Here is a 19,641-nt window from a genome sequence, read left to right as displayed (position 1 = left end):
TCAATCCCGGCAATGCAAAAGTTCGAGCTACATCATCAATTTTTGCTGCGATCTGGTTGCGAACATGCAAAAAGGACTCGTTGGGACCAAAAAAGCCACCTCAACGAGGTGGCTCTGGCAATAAACCGACATCTAGCAAGATGACAGGGATCAGAGGATCCGCAGCTCGGGTGGTACCTCAAACACCACGTTCTCTTCGCGACCGGGGTGCTCGGCGACGACCTTGCCACCCAACTCCCGCAGGCGTGCAATCACAGACTGCACCAGCACCTCGGGGGCGGATGCACCTGCAGTGACGCCGATCGCTTTCACGCCTTCCAGCCAGCTCGCCTCGATCATCGACGCATCGTCGATAAGATAGGCTCTGGCACCCACCTTCTCGGCCAGCTCGCGCAGACGGTTGGAGTTGGAAGAGTTGCGAGACCCCACCACCAGCATGACGTCCACCAGCCCCGCCATCTCCCGCACCGCATCCTGACGGTTTTGGGTGGCGTAGCAGATATCGTCCTTGCGCGGCCCCTGGATCTTGGGGAAGTGCTTGCGCAGCGCATCGATGACGTCAGAGGTCTCATCCACGCTCAGGGTGGTCTGGGTGACGAAGCAGAGGTCATCCGGATTCTTTACCTTGAGCTTGGCCACATCTTCCGGTGTTTCTACCAGATACATTCCGCCTTCGCGATTCTCGTACTGCCCCATGGTCCCGATCACCTCGGGGTGACCGGCGTGGCCGATGAGCACAGCCTCGGAGCCCTTGCGGCTGGCGCGATGAACCTCCATGTGCACCTTGGTCACCAGCGGACAGGTGGCATCGAATACCTTGAGGGAGCGGGACTTGGCCATCTCGCGCACTGTCTTGGCCACGCCGTGAGCAGAGAAGATGACGATGCTGTCGTCCGGCACCTCGTCCAGCTCCTCGACGAAGACAGCGCCCGCCTCTTTCAGCTTGTTCACCACATAGCGGTTATGCACCACTTCGTGACGGACATAGATGGGGGCCCCAAACTTCTCCAGCGCGCTCTCGACAATGCTGATGGCGCGATCGACACCGGCGCAGAAGCCACGGGGGTTAGCCAGCAGAATATCCATTAATGCACCTTCTCCTCATCATCAACGCCCAGGATCTCCACCTCGAAGGTGACGGTATGACCGGCCAGCGGATGGTTGAAGTCGACCGTCACCGACATCCCGGCGACCGCCCGGATGATGCCCGGCAGCTCGCTACCGTTAGGCTGATCGAACAGGATGATGGTGCCAACTTTTGGCTCCACATCGGCGCCAAACTTGGCACGGTCGAGATGGTAGATGTTGTCGGGGTTGGAGAGGCCAAAGGCCTCTTCCGGCGCCAGCGTGAAGCTCTTGCTCTCCCCTTCGCTCAGCCCCAGCAGGCACTGCTCGAAGGTGGGGGTCAGGCTGCCATCGCCCATCCGCAGGCGGGCAGGTTTGCCGTGCAGCGCCGTGCTGTCGGCAACCGAGCCATCTTCCAGCTTGATGGAGAAGTGGAACAGCACGCTGCTGTTAGCGGTGATCTGCTGGCTCATGCCTGCTCCTTTTTCTCACCACGGAACCCGTCCAGCACAATCATGGCGGCCCCGATAAAGATAAAGCTGTCGGCTAGATTAAATGCCGGCCAATGCGTACGCTGCCAGTAGAAGTCGAGAAAATCGACCACATGGCCCAACACCAGTCGATCAAAGACGTTGCCAAGAGCGCCGCCGATGATGAGTGAATAGGCGATACCGCTCCAACGCTGGGTCACCGACTGCTTGCGTAGCCAGTGGATCAGCAATCCACAGATGGCAAAAGCCAGCACCGCGAAGAACCAGCGCTGCCAGCCCCCCTGATCAGCCAGAAAGCTGAATGCGGCCCCCTTGTTGTAGACGTGAACCAGATTGAAGAAGGGGGTGATCTCCACCCCCGGGTAACCAAATGGCAGCAACTTGACCACGGCGAGCTTGCTCGCCTGGTCCAGTACAAAGGCCAGCACTGCCAGCCACAGCCAACGCAGGCCGCTTTTATGTTGAGTCATGTTCATCAGGCAAATTGACGAGTTTCGCCGTCACCCTCAACGTTGGTCACACAGCGACCACAGATCTCTTCGTGACCCGCGATGGTGCCCACATCTTCTACATGGTGCCAGCAGCGGTCGCACTTGGCGGCGGCAGACTGGGCCACGCTCAGCCACAGGTCATCACGCTCGGTCGCCACAGAGCCTTCCGGCGCAGTGTCAGCCTCCACAACCTTGGCTTTGGAGGTGAGCAGCACGAAGCGCAGCTCATCGGCCAGCGCGTTCAGACGAGCGGCCAGCTCCGGCTTGGCGAACAGGGTCAGCTCGGCCTGCAGGGAGCCGCCGATGCGCTTCTCACCACGAGCCACTTCCAGCGCCTTGTTCACTTCACCGCGCACGGTGAGGATCTCGGCCCAGAACTCGTCGTTGAGGGTTTCACCCGCTTCCAGCCCGAACAGGCCGTCGTACCACTCTTCGGTGAAGACGAACTCGCCGCGCTCACCCGGCAGCAGGGCCCAGATTTCATCAGCGGTGAAGCTCATGATCGGCGCCATCCAGCGCACCATGGCCTCGGCAATGTGATAGAGGGCGGTCTGGCAGGAGCGACGGGCCAGGCTGTCAGCCTTGGCGGTGTACTGGCGATCCTTGATGACGTCCAGATAGAAGGAGCCCATCTCGATGGAGCAGAACTGCATCAGCTTCTGGGTTACACCGTGGAAGTTGTACTCATCGAACGCTGCCATGATCTCGGCCTGTACCGCTTTGGCACGACCGACAGCCCAACGATCCACCACTACCATGTCGGCAGGCGCCACCATGTCGGTCGCCGGATTGAAGCCGTTCAGGTTGGCCAGCAGGAAGCGGGCAGTGTTGCGAATACGACGATAAGCATCGGCAGAGCGCTTGAGGATCTCGTCGGAGACAGTCATCTCGCCGGTGTAGTCAGTGCTCGCTACCCACAGACGCAGGATGTCGGCACCCAGCTTGTTCATCACGTCCTGCGGGCTGACCACGTTGCCGATGGATTTGGACATCTTGCGACCCTGACCATCAACAGTGAAACCGTGAGTCAGCACCTGGTTGTACGGGGCCTTGTCTTTCATGGCCACGCCGATCATCAGGGAGGACATGAACCAGCCGCGGTGCTGGTCAGAGCCTTCCAGATACATGTCGGCTGGCTTGCCGTTGAACTCGGGACGGGCATCAACCACGGAGGCATGGGTAGAACCAGAGTCAAACCAGACGTCGAGGGTATCAGGTACTTTCTCGTAGTTGTCGGCATCGGCACCCAGCAGCTCCGCCTTGTCCAGATCCCACCATGCCTGAATGCCGGACTGCTCGACCCGCTTGGCTACTTCGTGCATCAGGCGCACGGATTCCGGGTGCAGTTCCTGAGTCTCTTTGTGGACGAACAGGGAGATGGGCACACCCCAGGTACGCTGACGGGAGATACACCAGTCAGGACGGTTCTCGACCATCGCCTGAATGCGGTTTTTACCCCAGGCCGGTACCCAGCCGCTCTGGCCTTGCTGGGCAATGCCGTCCTTCTCGATGCGCTCGATCTCTTCCAGCGCGCGCTTGCGCAGACCCTTCTGCTCCATGCTGATGAACCACTGCGGGGTGGCACGGAAGATGATCGGGGTCTTGTGACGCCAGCAGTGCGGATAGGAGTGGTTGAACACCTTGTGGTGCAGCAGGGCGCCGCGCTCGGTCAGCACTTCGATCACGGAGGCATTGGCCTTGAACACATGCTGGCCGGCAAACAGTTCGGTATCCGGCAGGTAAACACCGTTGCTGCCAACCGGGTTGGCCACTTCCAGACCGTACTTCTGACCGACCACGAAGTCTTCCTGACCGTGGCCAGGTGCGGTGTGAACGGCACCGGTACCGGCATCCAGGGTGACGTGGTCACCCAGTACCACCGGCACGTCGAAGCTGTAGAAGGGGTGGTTGAAGCGCAGCAGCTCGAGTGCGGCGCCCTTGGCGTAACCCAGATTGTGGAACTTCTCGATACCGGCGCGATCCATCACATCCTTGACCAGCTCGGCGGCCAGGATCAGACGCTCGGGGTGCTCACCTTCAACCTGCACCAGTGCGTAATCCAGATCGGCGTGCATGGCGATGGCGCGGTTGGCTGGCAGGGTCCACGGAGTGGTGGTCCAGATCACCGCAGAGATCGGGCCCTTGCCGGTGTGGCCTTCGGCGCAGTCAAACTTGGCGGTAACGGTCGCCTCATCGACGGCCTTGAAGCGCACATCGATGGAGGGAGAGTTCTTGTCGTAGTACTCCACCTCGGCTTCAGCCAGCGCGGAGCCGCAATCGGTACACCAGTGCACCGGCTTGGAGCCTTTGTGCAGGTGGCCGTTTTCAACGATCTTGGCCATGGAGCGGATGATGTTGGCTTCGGTGCCAAAATCCATGGTCAGGTAGGGATGTTCCCAGTCGCCCAGCACACCCAGACGGATGAAGTCGGTCTTCTGCGCTTCGATCTGGGTCTTGGCGTATTTGCGGCACTCGGCGCGGAATTCGGCAGCGGAAACCTTCTCGCCCGGCTTGCCGACCATGCCTTCCACTTTCAGTTCGATAGGCAGACCGTGGCAATCCCAACCCGGCACATAGGGGGAATCAAAACCGGAGAGGCCCTTGGACTTGATGATGATGTCTTTGAGGATCTTGTTGACCGAGTGACCGATGTGAATATTGCCGTTCGCATAGGGGGGGCCATCATGCAGAATGAAAGAAGGCTTGCCCGCTTTGGCGCGGCGAATAGCGCCGTAGAGATCCTGATCGTACCAACGTTTCAGCATGTTGGGTTCGCGCTTGGCCAGATCGCCACGCATCGGAAACTCGGTTTCCGGAAGATTCAGGGTGTGTTTATAGTCGCTCATCAGTCCTGGGTTCCCTTCTTTTCTAAAAGAGTGCTGGGTAAATTGAATTGTGGCAGCCCGAACCAGGCTCGGGCCGCCAGGGCATCTCGTTCGATCTGCTCTTTCAAGGCAGTGAAAGAGGCAAACTTCTGCTCTTCACGCAGCTTGTGGCGAAGCAGCACCTTGACCTGCTGACCATATAGATCACCAGAAAAATCAAATAGATGTACTTCCAATCTGGCTTGTGTACCGCTCAAGGTCGGCCGTACACCCACATTGGCTACACCGGGGAAGGTCTTGCCGGAACATATCACTTCCACCGCAAACACGCCACCGACCGGGATCACCTGACGCTTGAGGGCCAGATTGGCGGTGGGAAAACCTATGGTGCGCCCTAGCTTGTCGCCGTGGGCCACCCGGCCGCTGATGGTGTAGGGGCGGCCAAGCATCAGCTCCACCTCCGCCATCCGGCCCGCCTTAAGGGCTTCACGCACCAGGGTGCTGCTGACCCGCTGCCGTTCGAGCTGGAAGCTCTGGGTGCTGATCACCTCGAAACCGAAGCGATGGCCCGCCTCCTCCAGCAGGTGGAAATCCCCTTCCCGCCCCTTGCCGAAGCGAAAATCATCGCCGACCACCAGATAGCGCACCCCGAGCTTCTCCACCAGCAACTGCTCGATGAAGGTCGAAGCCGCCTGCTCGGCGAAGCGGTGGCTGAAGCGCACGCAGAGCATGCGATCGATATCCAGCCCCTGCAGCGCTTCGTACTTTTCCCGCAACCGGCTCAGCCGGGCGGGCGCCGCCGTGCCGGCAAACAGCTCCAGCGGCTGCGGTTCAAACAGCATGACGCAGGCGGGCAATCCCAGCTGGGCCGCTTTCTCCTTGAGACGTGCCAATACCGCATGGTGACCCTGATGAACCCCATCAAAGTTGCCAATGGTTAATACACATCCCCGGTGACGGGGCTTGAGATTGTGAATGCCGCGAATAAGCTCCATCAGTGCCTTGTGCGTTGCTGCCATGGAAATCGGCGGATTATATATCAGGCAGCAGACATGGTCAGCCCTCATAGCCTGATTTCAACTATACGGGCCCATCACGCCCCCCCGCGGCGCCATGAGGCACTATCCCCATGGCGCCGCAGGATCACGGCTACTGCTGCCCCGATTTAAGGTGACGCGGCCGAATGCCCAGCAGCAGCAACACCACGGCATAGACCGCAGCCCCCAGCGACAGCAGCATGGTCAGCTGCAAACTGGCCTTACCCATGCTCCATGCACCCCACTGAGCCAGATCCGGCGACAGATAGGCGAGCACGCCCCCCATCAGCACGCTGGCGACCAGCAGCTTGAGGCAGAACACGCCGGTATGGCGGGAGGGACGATAGACGCTATGCTGGTACAACCCCTTGAACAGCAAAGCCGCATTCAGAGTACCCGAGCAGGCGGTCGAGAGCGCCAACCCCACGTAACCGAGCGGGTAGATGAAGATGAGGTTGCAGACCATGTTCGCAATCATCGACATCACCCCGATCCGCACCGGCGTTTTGGTGTCCTGACGGGCGTAGTAACCGGGCGCCAGCACCTTGATCAGCATCAGGGAGAGCAGACCGGTAGTGGAGGCCAGCAGGCTGGCGCTCGACATGCTCACTTCATGCAGGCCGAACTCGCCGCGCATGAACAGCACCCGCAAAATGGGCTCGCGCATCACCGCAATGCCTATCATGGCGGGCAGGCCGAGCAGCATCACCATCCGCACCCCCCAATCCATGGTGCGGGAGAAGTCCGCCGGATCGGCATCCACATGCTTCTTCGCCAGCGCAGGCAGGATCACGGTACTGATGGCCACTGCAAACAGACCGAGGGGGAACTCCAGCAGGCGATCAGAGTAGTAGAGGTAACTGATGGCACCGGTCGCCAGGAACGAAGCCAGCATGGTGTTGACCAGCAGGTTGATCTGGCTGACCGAGACACCGAACAGGGCAGGGATCATCAGGGTGCGGATCTTCACCACCCCGGGGTGATGCCATCCCCATTTGGGCCATACCAGCATGTTGATTTGGCGCAAAAAGGGGTACTGGAACAAAAACTGCACCAAACCGCCCAAAAAGACACCAATCGCCAGCGAGATCTCAGGTTTGTCCATCAGCGGTGCAATCCACCAGGCCGCCGCAATCATGGTGATGTTGAGAAACACCGGCGTAAACGACGAGACCGCAAAGCGGCCGAAGGTGTTGAGGATGGCCCCCGCCATGGCGGTAAAGGTGATGAACCAGAGGTAGGGGAAGGTGATTTTGAGCATCAGACTGGCGAGCTCGAACTTCTCGGCTGCAGGGCCGCCATGCAGCCAATCCCAGAACCAGCCCCAGCCAAACAGCGCGGTCAGTACACCCGAACCGAGCACACCAAGCAGGGTGACCACAGTCACTATGCCCCCCAGCGTGCCCGCCACAGCGGCCAACAATTCACGCACTTCCCCCTCATCGCCATTTTTCTTGTACTCCGTCATCACGGGAACAAAGGCCTGGTTGAAGGCACCTTCGGCGAACAGGCGACGCAGAAAGTTAGGAATGCGATTGGCAAAGAAGAAGACGTCTGCGGCCACCCCGGCACCGAGCAGATTGGCGATGACCACATCGCGAACCAAGCCCATTACGCGGGATGCCAGCGTCATTCCGGACACTATCATGCCGGATTTGATCAATTTCTTACTCAAGACGAGGCCTCTGGAACTGTCAGAATGAAAAGAATGCTGCTAGAATCGGCCGACAGTTTAACCGTCTCCCTACTGACACACCACCGGGAGGCGGTGTTTATTTGCACAAATCATTTGACATTATGTGGTTGGAAGGGCATATTTCCGGGCCTTTTCAATACACTCGCTAAGACAGTTTTAGGAGTTTTACCTTGGCTAACATCAAATCTGCTAAGAAGCGCGCTCTTCAGTCAGAAAAACGCCGTCAGCACAACGCCAGCCGTCGTTCCATGACCCGTACCTACCTGAAGAAAGTCATCGCTGCTATCGCCTCTGGCGACAAAGCTGCCGCGACTGCCGCTTTCGCTGTTGCTCAGCCGATCATGGATCGTATGGCGACCAAAGGCCTGATCCACAAGAACAAAGCTGCTCGTCACAAGAGCCGCCTGTCTGCCCAGATCAAAGCTATGGCTTAATCAGCAACTGCTGATAAAAGCTGAAAAAACCGGCCTTAGTGCCGGTTTTTTATTTATCTGCGCTGCAATACAGTCGATGCAGCAAGCTGATCATTTCACGCACCTCATGGCTGCGCAGCGAATAGTAGACCGTCTGGGCCTCTTTGCGCGTCGTCACCAGCTCATCCCGCCGCAGCAGCGCCAGATGCTGTGACAAGGCCGACTGACTCAATCCCAAGCGCTCGTTAAGCTCCCCTACCGACAGCTCCCGCTCCAGCAACTGGCACAGAATAAACAGCCGTCGTTCGTTGGCTAGCGCCTTGAGCAGTGCCACAGCCCGACTCGCATTGGCTTCCATCTCTTCAAGTTGCATCACATCTCTCCTCTGCCACTGATCGCCGATGATACGTGGTGACGCGCCGTTTTAAAACGACAGGGTGGCAGGCTGGATAGCGGAGAAGTTCTCCTGGCCGGAAAAGAGAAAGGTAAAATCGCTCTCGCAGACCCGCTTCACCGCCGGATGCTGGATCATCCGCTCGGCGAAGATGACGTAATACTCCTCCATCAGATCCTGGGTTTCCCCGATCAGCATCACCCCCTCCCCCTCGAGGATCTCCTCCCGATAGATGGTGGGGGCCATGAAGATGCCCTGATTGAAGAAGCCAAACGCCTTCATCAAGGCGGCATCATCAAACTCGCCAAGAATGCTGGGGGAGACACCCTGCTGCTCGAACCACTGGGTCAGCTGACGCCCCATGGCGGTACGGCGACCGGGGATCAGCAGCTTGCGCTCCTCCAGACAGGCAGGAAAGGGCTTCTCAGGCAGCGGCGCCTTGCAGAAGAAGCTGACGCCACAGCCGCCCAGCCGTTTGGAGAGCAGCCCCGCATGCTGGCTGGAGTCCACCGGACAGTCGGAGAGGATCATGTCGAGCTTGTGCTCGCTCAGCTGTTCCAGCAGTAGTTCGTGGGTCGATTCAAAACAGCGCAGATGGATGGAACCATCATTGGGGATGACAGAGAGCAGCACGCGGCTGGCAAGGCGCTTGGAGAGGGCATCGGCGATGCCGACGTCGAACAGGATCTGGCTCTCCTTGCGGTAGTTGACGATATCGAGCATCTCGTAGGAGAGGCTGAACATCTTGTCGGCATAACGAAACACCAGCTGGCCCAGCTCAGTCGCCTCAAGAGAGCGCCCCTTGCGTTTGAGCAGCTTGCCCCCGAGGCGCTGCTCCAGCAGCTTGATCTGACCGGTGACGGTTTGCGGGGTCAAAAAAAGGGCTTCCGCTGCCTGGGTAACGGAGCCCTTCTTCTGAGTCATCCAGAAATAGTAGAGATGGTTGTAGTTAAGGTGTGACATCCGATGGGGTTCCCGCTTGACGCGGACTCCGGTAGCAGCTGAGTTCAACCGCCAGAATGTCATACATGTCGCTAACCGAGTCAACCTTGTTCGCGCCAAACTGCTCCATCAGACTGGCCTTGAGGCGTGCTTTGTCCGGCATCCGGTCAGCGCAATAACGCTTGTTGGAGCGTTTGACCATCTCGCCAGCCCGGCTGCTCAGCGCCCGCTCGGAGAAGGTCTCGCCAAAGCGCGCCTTGGCCTGCTTGTCCCCCAGCAGCAGGGCGCTGTCTACCACTCCGTTCAGATAGGCAGAGCAGTTCGCCGAAGTGGCGTCCTGCTTGCAATCCTCCAGCCCGCCGGCCCATGCCGCGGGGCTCAACAACAGCATCAACAACCCTGTATGCAGCTTCATAGTCCCTCCGTACTCTGTTCCCCTTCACCCTTGGGAAGGGCCATGCGCAAGGCCAGATAGCCGACTACCGCCGCCATGGTAGAGCCCACCAGGATCCCGAGGCGAGAGTAGCTGCCGTAATCCAGCCCACCGTGCTCGAAGGCGAGCGACGCGATAAACATCGACATGGTGAACCCGATGCCACAGAGGATGCTGACCGCAAAAATCTGCTTGAAGTTGACCCCGGGCGGCAACTGGGCGATGCCCAGCTTGACCGACAGCCAGCTGATGGTGAACACCCCGAGCGGCTTGCCGATAAACAGCCCCAGCATGATCCCCATGGGTACCGGACTCAGCAGGGAGGAGAGACCAATCCCCTCCAGCGATACCCCTGCGTTGGCAAAGGCAAACAACGGCAGGATCAGATAGGCACTCCAGGGGTGCAGTTGATGCTCCAGATACTTGAGCGGCGAGGCGTAACGCTTGCCGTTAAGCGGAACCATAAAGCCCACCACCACACCGGCCAACGTCGCATGGACACCAGACTTGAGCACCGCCACCCAGAGCACCAGACCGACCAGCATGTAGAGGCTGATCCGATCCTCACCACGGCGATTCATCCAAAGCAGGGTGAGGGTTGCCAGAATACCGACGGCCAGCGCCTCCAGCGACAACTGCTGGGTATAGAAGAGCGCGATGATAATGATGACGCCGAGGTCATCCATGATAGCCAGCGCCAACAGGAATACCTTGAGGCTCACCGGCACCCGCTTGCCGAGCAGCGCCATCACCCCGAGGGCAAAGGCGATATCGGTCGCAGCCGGAATTGCCCAGCCAGCACGCGCCACTTCATCCGAATAGTTGAAAAAGGCGTAGATCAAGGCCGGAGCCAGCATGCCGCCAACCGCCGCAATAGCCGGGAAGGTCGCCTGAACCCGGGTCGAGAGCGCCCCCTCCAGCATTTCACGCTTCACTTCCAGACCAACCAGCAGGAAGAAGATCGCCATGAAGCCATCGTTGATCCAGAGCAGCAGCGGCTTGTTGATGTCGAGGGCCGCGATGCGCACCTGCACCGGCGTGTCGAGAAACGCCTGATACCCGCCAGCCAGCGCGGTATTGGCTAAAATCATTGCCAGCATGGCAGCCATGATCAGAATAATTCCGGAGGCGGCCTCCAGCTTCAGGAACTTTTTGATTACGTCACTCATGGTTAATTTTTCCACAAAATTACTTGAATTTAAGTCTATAGCCTGCAACAACCAATGGAAAATCGTTTCTTGCAGCCAAAAACATCGGAAAAATCGAAAGCAAAATAGAACTGGCCTACCTATAACAGGTTTTTGCCTGCGTCATATTCACAACTAAGTTAGCCAATAATGAGATTTTTAAATGTTTTTATATATAAAAAAAGGCGCCTCATGGCGCCTTTCTGTCAGATGGCGACGGGCGCCTTGATGCCGGGATGGGGGTCATAACCCTCGATCTCGAAATCCTCGAACTTGTAATCGAAGATGGAGTCAGGTTTGCGCTTGATCACCAGGGTCGGCAGCGGGCGCGGCTCGCGGGATAGCTGCAGCGCAGTCTGCTCCATGTGGTTGGAGTAGAGGTGCACATCACCGCCAGTCCAGACGAAGTCACCCACTTCCAGATTGCACTGCTGGGCCATCATATGGGTCAGCAGGGCGTAGCTGGCAATGTTGAACGGCAAGCCGAGGAACACATCACAACTGCGCTGATAGAGCTGGCAGGAGAGCTTGCCGTCCGCCACATAGAACTGGAAGAAGGCGTGGCAGGGAGCCAGCGCCATCTTGTCCAGTTCGCCCACGTTCCAGGCGGATACGATGATACGGCGCGAATCCGGGTTGTGCTTGATGTCATCCACCGCCTTCTGGATCTGGTCGATGACAGAGCCGTCGGCCGCAGGCCAGGAGCGCCACTGAGCACCGTAAACCGGCCCCAAATCGCCATTTTCGTCGGCCCACTCATCCCAGATGCTGACGCCGTTTTCCTTCAGATAGGCGGTATTGGTATCGCCATTGAGGAACCAGAGCAGCTCGTGAATGATGGAGCGCAGGTGGCACTTCTTGGTGGTCACCAGCGGGAACCCCTCCGCCAGATTGAAGCGCATCTGATGGCCGAACAGGGAGATAGTACCGGTGCCGGTACGGTCAGACTTGACGGTCCCCTCATCGAGGATTTTCTGCATCAGGTCGAGATAAGCTCGCATTATTTCGCCTCCTTCACGGCATTACCGAACAACTGCGGACGCTTGTAGGCGGCCCAAATCATCAGGGCACCGGCGATAATCATCGGGGTGGAGAGGATCTGGCCCATGCTGATCTCCTGGAAGTAGAGACCAAGCTGGCTGTCCGGCTGGCGCACAAACTCCACCAGGAAGCGGAACAGGCCGTAGAACAGCAGGAACATACCGGAGATGGCGCCGCGCGGCGGATTCTTGCGCCAGAACAGGTTGAGGATGATGAACAGCACCACCCCTTCCAGTGCGAACTGGTAGAGCTGGGAGGGATGACGCGGCTCGGGACCGGCCTCCGGGAAGATGATGGCCCAGGGCACATCGGTGACCCGCCCCCACAGCTCGCCGTTGAGGAAGTTGCCGATCCGGCCAACGCCGAGACCGAACGGAATGAGCGGTGCCACAAAGTCGGCCACGGTGAAGAAGTGGCGCTTGGTTTTGTGGGCAAACCAGATCATCGCGGTGATCACTCCGATCAGACCACCGTGGAACGACATACCGCCGGTCCAGATCTTGAACAGGTAGGTGGGATCCGCGAGGAAGAGATCGAAGTTGTAGAACAGCACGTAACCGACACGGCCACCGAGGATCACCCCGAGGAAGCCGTAAAACAGCAGATCCGACACCTCGTTGCGGGTCCAGCCGCTGTTCGGTGCATCGGCGCGACGGCCAGCCAGCCACATGGCAAACGCAAAACCGAACAGGTACATGAGACCATACCAGCGTACCGATAGTGGTCCCAAACTGAATGCTACGGGATCAATCTGCGAGAAAACCCAATATCCATCGTGCTGCATATGCGGCCCCAGTCAAAATAAAAGCCGCATTTTCCGATCATTCGTCAGCAGGGACAAGGCATGATTATCAATCACTCTGTTTCGATTTATGACCGGCTCGCAGCAAACCGCCCAAACCATGCTCCTCCAGATAGCGGGCAAACAGGCCGCGCAGTACGTGGGGGTTGTCATGTTTGAGGCCATCGGCCATCAGTTCGGTCAACTCGCTCAGGGTGGATTGACGCAGCACGTACTTGATCCGGGCGATGTTGTGGGTGTTCATACTGAAGCGGCGATAGCCCATGGCAAGCAGCAGCAGTACACCGACCGGATCACCGGCCAGCTCGCCACACACCGACACCGGCTTCTGGTAGCGATGGGAGGCATCAACCAGCTGTTGCAGGGCGCGGATCACCGCAGGATGGAAGGCATCGTAGATGTTGGCAACCCGGGAATTGTTGCGATCTACCGCCAGCAGGTACTGGGTCAGGTCGTTACTGCCCACCGACCAGAAATCGATGAGCGGCGCCATCTCCGGCAAGATAAAGAGGGCTGAGGGCACCTCGATCATCACCCCGAGGCTGGGGTAGCGGATCACCGCATCGCGGCTCGCAGCCTCTTCCGACACTTCCCGCCACGCCTGATCCAGCAGACGACGGGAGGCTTTGATTTCGCTGACGCTGCTGATCATCGGCAGCATGATGGCCAGATTGTCCAGCCCTTCGCTGGCACGCAGCATCGCCTTGAGCTGCACCAGAAACAGTTCGGGGTGATCCAGGGTGATCCGGATCCCCCGCCAGCCAAGGAAGGGGTTTTCCTCGACGATGGGGAAATAGGGTAACGGCTTGTCGCCGCCCACATCCAGCGTCCGCATGCAGACCGGCCGGTTGCGGTAGGTCTCCAGAATGCCGCGATAACGGGCAGTCTGTTCCCACTCGGAGGGGAAGCTCTCCTGCAGCATAAAGGGGATCTCGGTGCGATAGAGACCCACCCCGTCCGCCAGCTGGTTGAGGGAGATCTCGGTATCGGCACTGAGACCTGCGTTGAGCAGTAGGGAGACCTTGGTGCCATCGGCGGTTTCGGATGGCAGGTTGTCGACGCTGCGCACCAGGGTATCGAGCGCCCGCTCTTCGCTCAGCAGCTGACGATACTCGGTCAGGATCAGCTGATTGGGCTCGATGAAGAGATCACCGCTATAGCCATCGACCACCAGCATGCGACCACCAATGTCACCAAGGGGCAGATCGACCCCCATGATGGCGGCAACACCCATGGCACGGGCCAGAATGGCAGCGTGGGAGTTGGTCCCCCCCTTGAGCGAGACCACCCCGGTCAGATACTCGCGGGGCACTTCCGCCAGAATGGTGGCCGTCACCTCGTCGGCGACCAGCACCACAGGCTCACCGATCGAGATATGCTCCGGCTCGTTCTGCACCAGTCGGCTGATCAGCCGCTGGGCGATATCTTTCACATCGGTGGAGCGCTCTTGCAGGTAGGGATCCTTCATCCCCTTGAACTGCTCGATCAAGCGATCGCTGATGAGCTTGACCGCAGATACCGCAGTCCAGTGCTCCTTGCTCACCTTGTTGCGAATGGGCTTGATGTAGCCAGGATCGTTCAGCAGATGGAGGTAGATGTCGAAGATCGCCACCGAATCCTGGCTGTAGCTCTCACGAAAACGCAGCGCCAGACTCTCCAAGTCGTGCCGCACCTCCTCAACCGCCAGCTCCAGCCGCGCCAGCTGGCTGGCATGGTCTTCATCCTTGCGCGGGGTAATGGACGAGAGCGCCTTGCGGGGCCGCCACACCCAGGCCTTGGCCATGGCGATGCCGCTGGCACCGGCAATACCGCGTAACGGCTTGCTCCAGTCGGTCTTCTGCAGCCACCCCTTGGCCTGCGCCTGGGCGATCCGCGCAGCCAGCTGGGCCGCCAGGGTGACCATGAAGGACTCTTCCCCCTCATCGAAGCGGCGGCTCTCCTTCTGCTGCACGACCAGAATGCCGACCACCTGACGCTGATGCATGATGGGGGCACCAAGGAAGGAGCGGAACGCCTCTTCGGCAACATCGGGCAGGAATTTGAAACTGGGATGCGCGGGAGCATCAGCCAGGTTGATCAACTCTTCCCGCTGACCCACCAGACCGACGATGCCCTGCTCGTAGGGCAGAGTGACCTTGCCGACCGCGGACGGGGCTAAGCCGTCGGTAGCCGCCAAGCGATAGCGGCGCACCTCGGGTTCCGAGACATAGACGGAGCAGCAGTCCACTGCCATGGCGTGCCGGGTCTGGCTCACCAATGCTTGCAAGGCCTGCTCGAGGGTATTGGCCTCGGCCATGCTCTCGACGATACGTCTCAGTTCCGTTAACAACTAATCTGTGCTCCTTAACGGGCGCGGTTGCGCCGCCCATCCTTCTTGTTGACCTGCACTACCGGCACTGGCATCGCCAGCGGGGCAAACTCTTTCATGACCCGGCGGTAAACCTCCCGCTTGAACGAAACGACCTGACGCACCGGGTACCAGAAGCTGACCCAACGCCAGTCGTCAAATTCGGGATGGCCATGACAGCCGAACTGGATCTGCGACTCCTTGCCCGGATTCAGCTGTAACAGGAACCATTTTTGTTTTTGGCCAATACAGACCGGTGAACTGTCCCAGCGGACAAGACGTTTGGGTAAACGGTACTTTAGCCAGTTACGACTGGTGGCCATGATGGTCACATCTTCGGGCTTGAGGCCAATCTCCTCATACAGCTCTCGATACATGGCCTGCTCTGGCGTTTCACCATCATCAACCCCCCCCTGCGGAAACTGCCAGGAGTGCTGCCCATAGCGTTTAGCCCACAACACTTGTCCTTCACGGTTACAGATCACGATACCGACATTGGGACGAAATCCGTCGCCATCAATCACGTGATCACCTTATAAAGGCTGAATCTATAAGGAGATTGTTCCACATTCACCCCGTGGCAGCAAACAAGGAGTGAATCCCCTGTTTCATGAATAACTTTCAATTTCAAACATACTTATAAACAAATCCAAGGATCCGCTCCCCCAAGTTGCCCACCCAGACTGTGTATAAAGCTGTTAGCAAACGGGTATATACAGTACTTTTTAACTGTACGCGAAAAGTGACTCTCCGCATCAACATGCAACATGACATATAAAAAACTATTATTTTACATTGTGTTAGGACATGATAACTGGATCTAGATCCATGTCACTCCACGCGCCAGATCCATGATCCGGATTGTGAACAAGTTCAACTGCTCAAAGATCCACCTCGGCGAAATTATCCACAGGAGTGGCACAATATCTACCCCGTTAACCCTGTAAAAATGGGGTGGCATTCACAATTTTTTGTAACATACCCGCGACTCCACCCACTTTCATCCACTTATCCAAGATTTCTGTGGATAACTGTGTGTAACATCATCCGCAAACCCTTGGACAACTATTTCGGACCCGGATCGGCTGAATATCCTTGCTCGATAAAAAAGACAAATTTCTTTAAAATCATAATCATAAGACCTACATAGCCGAATTATCCCCATTTACCCTTATCTACTCAGGATCGGTTATAAAAACAGCGATCCTCCCGGGATCCTGCCCTGTTAGAATAGGTCGAGCAATATGGAGCCAAACATGCCAAACAATCCCCAATCCGAACCGGAGTTGCTGAGCCGTGCCTACGCCATGGCAGGCTTCACGCTGGCGCAGCTGGCCGCCGAAGCTGGTGTGGCGGTACCCAGAGATCTGCGCCGGGACAAGGGGTGGGTGGGCCAGTTGATCGAGCTGCAGCTGGGGGCCAGTGCCGGCAGCAAGCCGGAGCAGGACTTTCCGGATCTCGGGATCGAGCTCAAGACGATCCCGGTCGATCCTCAGGGGCGACCGCTGGAAACCACCTTTGTCTGCGTCGCGCCGCTGATCGGTGTCAGCGGTCAGCGCTGGGAGGAGTCCAACGTGCGCAACAAGCTGTCACGAGTGCTCTGGATCCCGGTGGAAGGTAGCCGCGAGATCCCGGTTGGCGAGCGGCGGGTGGGGATGCCGCTGATGTGGAGCCCCAGCGAGGAGGAAGATCGGCTGCTGCGCCAGGACTGGGAAGAGCTGATGGACATGATAGTGCTGGGAGAGGTGGAGCAGATCAGCGCACGCCACGGCCAGGTAATGCAGTTGCGCCCCAAGGCCGCCAACAACAAGGCGCTGACTCGCGCCATCGGCCGCGATGGTCAACCCATTATGACCCTGCCCCGTGGCTTTTATCTCAAGATCGATTTCACCCACAGTCTGCTGCAACGCTATTTTGCCCTGCCAGTTTGATCTGCTTTATCAACATCTTTGTCATAAGGTGGTATAAAAATAGGCAGGAGCCATTTTTAACTCACAGACAAGGAGGCGTCATGCCACTTACCAAGCAGTTTCTCAAGTCCAAACCTGAGGTGAAGGTGACCTTCGCCGTCGAGAAAGAGGCCGCAGCAGGCGCGCAGCAGGTGATGCTGATCGGCGAGTTCACCCAGTGGCAACCGGTCGAACTGAAGCGCATGAAGAGCGGTGAGTTCAAGGCAACCCTCAACCTGCCGACCGACGGGCCGGAGAGTTTCGAGTATTGCTACCAGTTCATCACTTCGGAGGGAGAGACCCTGTACGAGAATGACTGGCAAGCCGACGCTTACGTACCCAGCCCCTACGGCCGCGACAATTCGGTGGTGCGAGTGATCCAGTAACGGTAACCAGATAGTCCATAGACGGATACAAAAAAGGCTCGCCATTGGCGAGCCTTTTCACTACCTGTCGAGCTTTTCGCCGACATATCGACACCAATTCGAATCGAATTAGTTGAGCTTCTCTTTGATACGAGCAGCTTTACCGGACAGGTTGCGCAGGTAGTACAGTTTGGCGCGGCGAACATCACCACGACGCTTCAGTTCTACACTGTGGATCAGCGGAGAGTGAGTCTGGAATACACGCTCAACACCTTCGCCGTTGGAGATCTTGCGAACGGTGAAAGCAGAGTGCAGACCGCGGTTACGCTTGGCAATTACGATGCCTTCGAAAGCCTGCAGACGCTCTTTACCACCTTCTTTAACACGAACTTGAACACGTACGGTGTCGCCCTGGGCAAAAGCCGGGATGTCGGTACGCATTTGCTCTTGTTCAAGCTGCTGAATAATCTTGCTCATTGTCTTTCCTTACCTAGGATAAACTGAAAACTCTACTTAACGCTGTCACGCACTTCGCGGACATACTCGGCAAGAAGTGATTCTTGCTCGTCAGTCAGAGCTAGGTTGTTAATAAGTTCCGGCCTTCTTTGCCAGGTTCGTCCGAGCGATTGCTTGAGACGCCAGCGTCGAATCACTTCGTGATTGCCGCTTGTCAGCGCCTCGGGCACCGCCAGCCCATCCAACACCTCCGGCCGAGTATAGTGGGGATGATCCAGCAAGCCATCCGTAAAGGAGTCCTGCTCGGCACTGGCCTGATCACCCAAGACTCCTGGAACCAGACGCGAAACCGCATCGATCAGGGTCATGGCAGGCAACTCGCCACCACTTAACACGTAATCCCCGATAGACCACTCTTCGTCGACTTCGGTTTGTATCACGCGTTCATCGATACCTTCGTATCGACCGGCTACCAGAATCAGTTTCTGATTCGTCGCCAACTCGGTTACGCCAGCTTGAGTCAGCTTGCGTCCCTGAGGGGAGAGATAGATGACTTTCGCCCCGTCTCCCGCCGCTTGCTTGGCTGCATGAATCGCGTCACGCAGCGGCTGAACCATCATTAACATGCCGGGCCCACCACCATAAGGACGATCATCGACCGTACGGTGTTTGTCGTGGGTAAAGTCCCGGGGGTTCCAGCACTCAATCTGCAGCAGGCCACTCTTGACGGCCCGACCCGTTACCCCGTGCTCGGTAATGGCTCGGAACATTTCAGGGAAGAGGCTAATCACCCCAATCCACATAAGAAACCTCCGGCACTCGTGTTACCGCGGGAAACTAGAAACCAGGATCCCAATCAACTTCGATTGTTCGAGCAGTCAGATCAATATTCTTGATCACCTGCTCTTCCAGGAACGGAATCAACCGCTCCTTTGCACCAAAGGCATCTTTTACATTGGCCTCAACCACCAACACATCGTTGGAGCCGGTTTCCATCAATTCGGTCACCTTGCCCAGGTCGTATCCCTTGGTGGTCACTACCGAGCAACCAATCAGGTCACGCCAGTAGAACTCGCCCTCGGGCAACGCAGGCAACAGATCGGCGGCTACGCCAATCTCGACATTGGTCAATGCCAGGGCATCCTCGCGCACATCGATACCATCGAGTTTGCAGATCAGACCCTTGTTGTGACGTTTCCAGGATGAAACCCGAATTTCACGCCACACCCCGTTCTGATTAATCAGCCAGGGGTTGTAATCGAAAATCGCTTCGGCAACATCGGTGAAGGAGTTCACTTTAAGCCACCCCTTGATGCCGTATACGGTACCCAGGGTGCCCAGAACTACAGGTTTTTCCACCTTAACTCCTTACCGTTTGACTGATTAAGCAGCTTTGGCAGCGTCTTTGATCAGCTTGGCAACGCGGTCAGAAACAGCGGCACCAGTACCAACCCAATGCTCGATGCGAGCCAGGTCCAGGTTCAGCTTTTCAGCGTTACCAGAAGCAACCGGGTTGAAGAAACCAACGCGCTCGATGAAACGACCGTCACGGGCGTTACGGCTGTCAGCAACTACTACCTGGTAGAACGGACGCTTTTTCGCGCCACCACGTTGTAAACGAATGGTTACCATATCGTCCTCATTAACATCTAATGAACAAGGCCCGCAAACACGCGGACCCTAGCTTAAAATAAGCCGCATAATTCT

At 57.7% G+C, this 19,641-nt stretch carries 21 protein-coding genes; 3 read left to right on the top strand and 18 right to left on the bottom strand.

The window, feature by feature from the left end:
- Positions 1-150: 150 nt before the first annotated feature.
- From ispH to murJ, 6 genes are all read right to left on the bottom strand, one after another.
- On the bottom strand, positions 151-1,086 hold the full coding sequence (gene ispH, locus G5171_RS11560) for a 4-hydroxy-3-methylbut-2-enyl diphosphate reductase (RefSeq protein WP_421250763.1): 936 nt from the start codon (positions 1,084-1,086) through the stop codon (positions 151-153).
- Positions 1,086-1,538 carry an FKBP-type peptidyl-prolyl cis-trans isomerase gene (gene fkpB / locus G5171_RS11555; protein ID WP_005341354.1) on the bottom strand — a complete coding sequence of 151 codons (453 nt, stop codon included), beginning with the start codon at positions 1,536-1,538 and terminating at the stop codon, positions 1,086-1,088. The genes ispH and fkpB overlap by 1 nt, the downstream gene beginning before the upstream one ends.
- On the bottom strand, positions 1,535-2,032 hold the full coding sequence (gene lspA / locus G5171_RS11550) for a signal peptidase II (protein ID WP_421250762.1): 498 nt from the start codon (positions 2,030-2,032) through the stop codon (positions 1,535-1,537). The genes fkpB and lspA overlap by 4 nt, the downstream gene beginning before the upstream one ends.
- Positions 2,032-4,893, bottom strand: coding sequence for an isoleucine--tRNA ligase (gene ileS / locus G5171_RS11545; protein WP_421260209.1), 2,862 nt, complete (start codon positions 4,891-4,893; stop codon positions 2,032-2,034). The genes lspA and ileS overlap by 1 nt, the downstream gene beginning before the upstream one ends.
- Positions 4,893-5,867, bottom strand: coding sequence for a bifunctional riboflavin kinase/FAD synthetase (ribF, locus tag G5171_RS11540; RefSeq protein WP_111901026.1), 975 nt, complete (start codon positions 5,865-5,867; stop codon positions 4,893-4,895). Before ribF ends, ileS begins: the two co-directional genes overlap by 1 nt.
- A gap of 154 nt (positions 5,868-6,021) precedes the next feature.
- The gene (murJ, locus tag G5171_RS11535; RefSeq protein ID WP_421260208.1) at positions 6,022-7,584 is read right to left on the bottom strand and encodes a murein biosynthesis integral membrane protein MurJ; all 1,563 of its coding nucleotides are present in this window, start codon (positions 7,582-7,584) and stop codon (positions 6,022-6,024) included.
- A 191-nt stretch (positions 7,585-7,775) separates the two neighbouring features.
- On the opposite strand from murJ, the gene rpsT reads away from it, so the two are divergent.
- Complete coding sequence (gene rpsT, locus G5171_RS11530; protein WP_005308808.1) at positions 7,776-8,039, top strand: 30S ribosomal protein S20; 264 nt, start codon at positions 7,776-7,778, stop codon at positions 8,037-8,039.
- Positions 8,040-8,088: 49 nt separating this feature from the next.
- Here rpsT and G5171_RS11525 read toward each other — a convergent pair whose 3' ends face one another.
- The 8 genes from G5171_RS11525 to rppH form a co-directional block, all read right to left on the bottom strand.
- Entirely contained in the window at positions 8,089-8,391 is a 303-nt protein-coding gene (locus tag G5171_RS11525) for an ArsR/SmtB family transcription factor (RefSeq protein WP_005341367.1), read from the bottom strand.
- A 51-nt stretch (positions 8,392-8,442) separates the two neighbouring features.
- Positions 8,443-9,375, bottom strand: a complete 933-nt coding sequence (nhaR, locus tag G5171_RS11520; protein WP_005340434.1) for a transcriptional activator NhaR — start codon at positions 9,373-9,375, stop codon at positions 8,443-8,445.
- Entirely contained in the window at positions 9,362-9,769 is a 408-nt protein-coding gene (locus G5171_RS11515; protein ID WP_005348920.1) for a hypothetical protein, read from the bottom strand. The genes nhaR and G5171_RS11515 overlap by 14 nt, the downstream gene beginning before the upstream one ends.
- Entirely contained in the window at positions 9,766-10,956 is a 1,191-nt protein-coding gene (gene nhaA / locus G5171_RS11510; RefSeq protein WP_157161451.1) for a Na+/H+ antiporter NhaA, read from the bottom strand. The genes G5171_RS11515 and nhaA overlap by 4 nt, the downstream gene beginning before the upstream one ends.
- A 224-nt stretch (positions 10,957-11,180) precedes the next feature.
- Positions 11,181-11,975 (bottom strand): thymidylate synthase, encoded by a 795-nt coding sequence (gene thyA, locus G5171_RS11505; protein ID WP_421250760.1) that lies wholly within the window; start codon positions 11,973-11,975, stop codon positions 11,181-11,183.
- Positions 11,975-12,799, bottom strand: a complete 825-nt coding sequence (lgt, locus tag G5171_RS11500) for a prolipoprotein diacylglyceryl transferase (RefSeq protein ID WP_031227775.1) — start codon at positions 12,797-12,799, stop codon at positions 11,975-11,977. The genes thyA and lgt overlap by 1 nt, the downstream gene beginning before the upstream one ends.
- Positions 12,800-12,866: 67 nt before the next feature.
- Complete coding sequence (gene ptsP / locus G5171_RS11495; protein WP_421260207.1) at positions 12,867-15,146, bottom strand: phosphoenolpyruvate--protein phosphotransferase; 2,280 nt, start codon at positions 15,144-15,146, stop codon at positions 12,867-12,869.
- A 14-nt stretch (positions 15,147-15,160) separates the two neighbouring features.
- Complete coding sequence (gene rppH / locus G5171_RS11490; RefSeq protein WP_005341374.1) at positions 15,161-15,688, bottom strand: RNA pyrophosphohydrolase; 528 nt, start codon at positions 15,686-15,688, stop codon at positions 15,161-15,163.
- A 732-nt stretch (positions 15,689-16,420) separates the two neighbouring features.
- Between rppH and mutH the strand changes: the two genes are divergently transcribed.
- Together mutH and G5171_RS11480 are read left to right on the top strand one after the other, a co-directional pair.
- Entirely contained in the window at positions 16,421-17,095 is a 675-nt protein-coding gene (gene mutH / locus G5171_RS11485; RefSeq protein WP_421260206.1) for a DNA mismatch repair endonuclease MutH, read from the top strand.
- Between the two features lie 80 nt (positions 17,096-17,175).
- Entirely contained in the window at positions 17,176-17,499 is a 324-nt protein-coding gene (locus G5171_RS11480) for an isoamylase early set domain-containing protein (RefSeq protein WP_042030746.1), read from the top strand.
- Positions 17,500-17,607: 108 nt separating this feature from the next.
- Here G5171_RS11480 and rplS read toward each other — a convergent pair whose 3' ends face one another.
- From rplS to rpsP, 4 genes are read right to left on the bottom strand one after another with little or no spacing between them, the layout of a single operon-like run.
- Complete coding sequence (gene rplS, locus G5171_RS11475) at positions 17,608-17,955, bottom strand: 50S ribosomal protein L19 (RefSeq protein ID WP_005308701.1); 348 nt, start codon at positions 17,953-17,955, stop codon at positions 17,608-17,610.
- Positions 17,956-17,987: 32 nt separating this feature from the next.
- The gene (trmD, locus tag G5171_RS11470; protein ID WP_005308699.1) at positions 17,988-18,737 is read right to left on the bottom strand and encodes a tRNA (guanosine(37)-N1)-methyltransferase TrmD; all 750 of its coding nucleotides are present in this window, start codon (positions 18,735-18,737) and stop codon (positions 17,988-17,990) included.
- A gap of 34 nt (positions 18,738-18,771) precedes the next feature.
- The gene (rimM, locus tag G5171_RS11465; protein ID WP_421191981.1) at positions 18,772-19,293 is read right to left on the bottom strand and encodes a ribosome maturation factor RimM; all 522 of its coding nucleotides are present in this window, start codon (positions 19,291-19,293) and stop codon (positions 18,772-18,774) included.
- Positions 19,294-19,317: 24 nt separating this feature from the next.
- On the bottom strand, positions 19,318-19,566 hold the full coding sequence (gene rpsP, locus G5171_RS11460; protein WP_005341383.1) for a 30S ribosomal protein S16: 249 nt from the start codon (positions 19,564-19,566) through the stop codon (positions 19,318-19,320).
- Between the last annotated feature and the right edge of the window lie 75 nt (positions 19,567-19,641).

Source organism: Aeromonas sp. 600774, from assembly GCF_049175075.1.
GTDB lineage: Bacteria > Pseudomonadota > Gammaproteobacteria > Enterobacterales > Aeromonadaceae > Aeromonas > Aeromonas veronii_A.
This window is presented reverse-complemented; position numbering and strand designations above follow the sequence as displayed.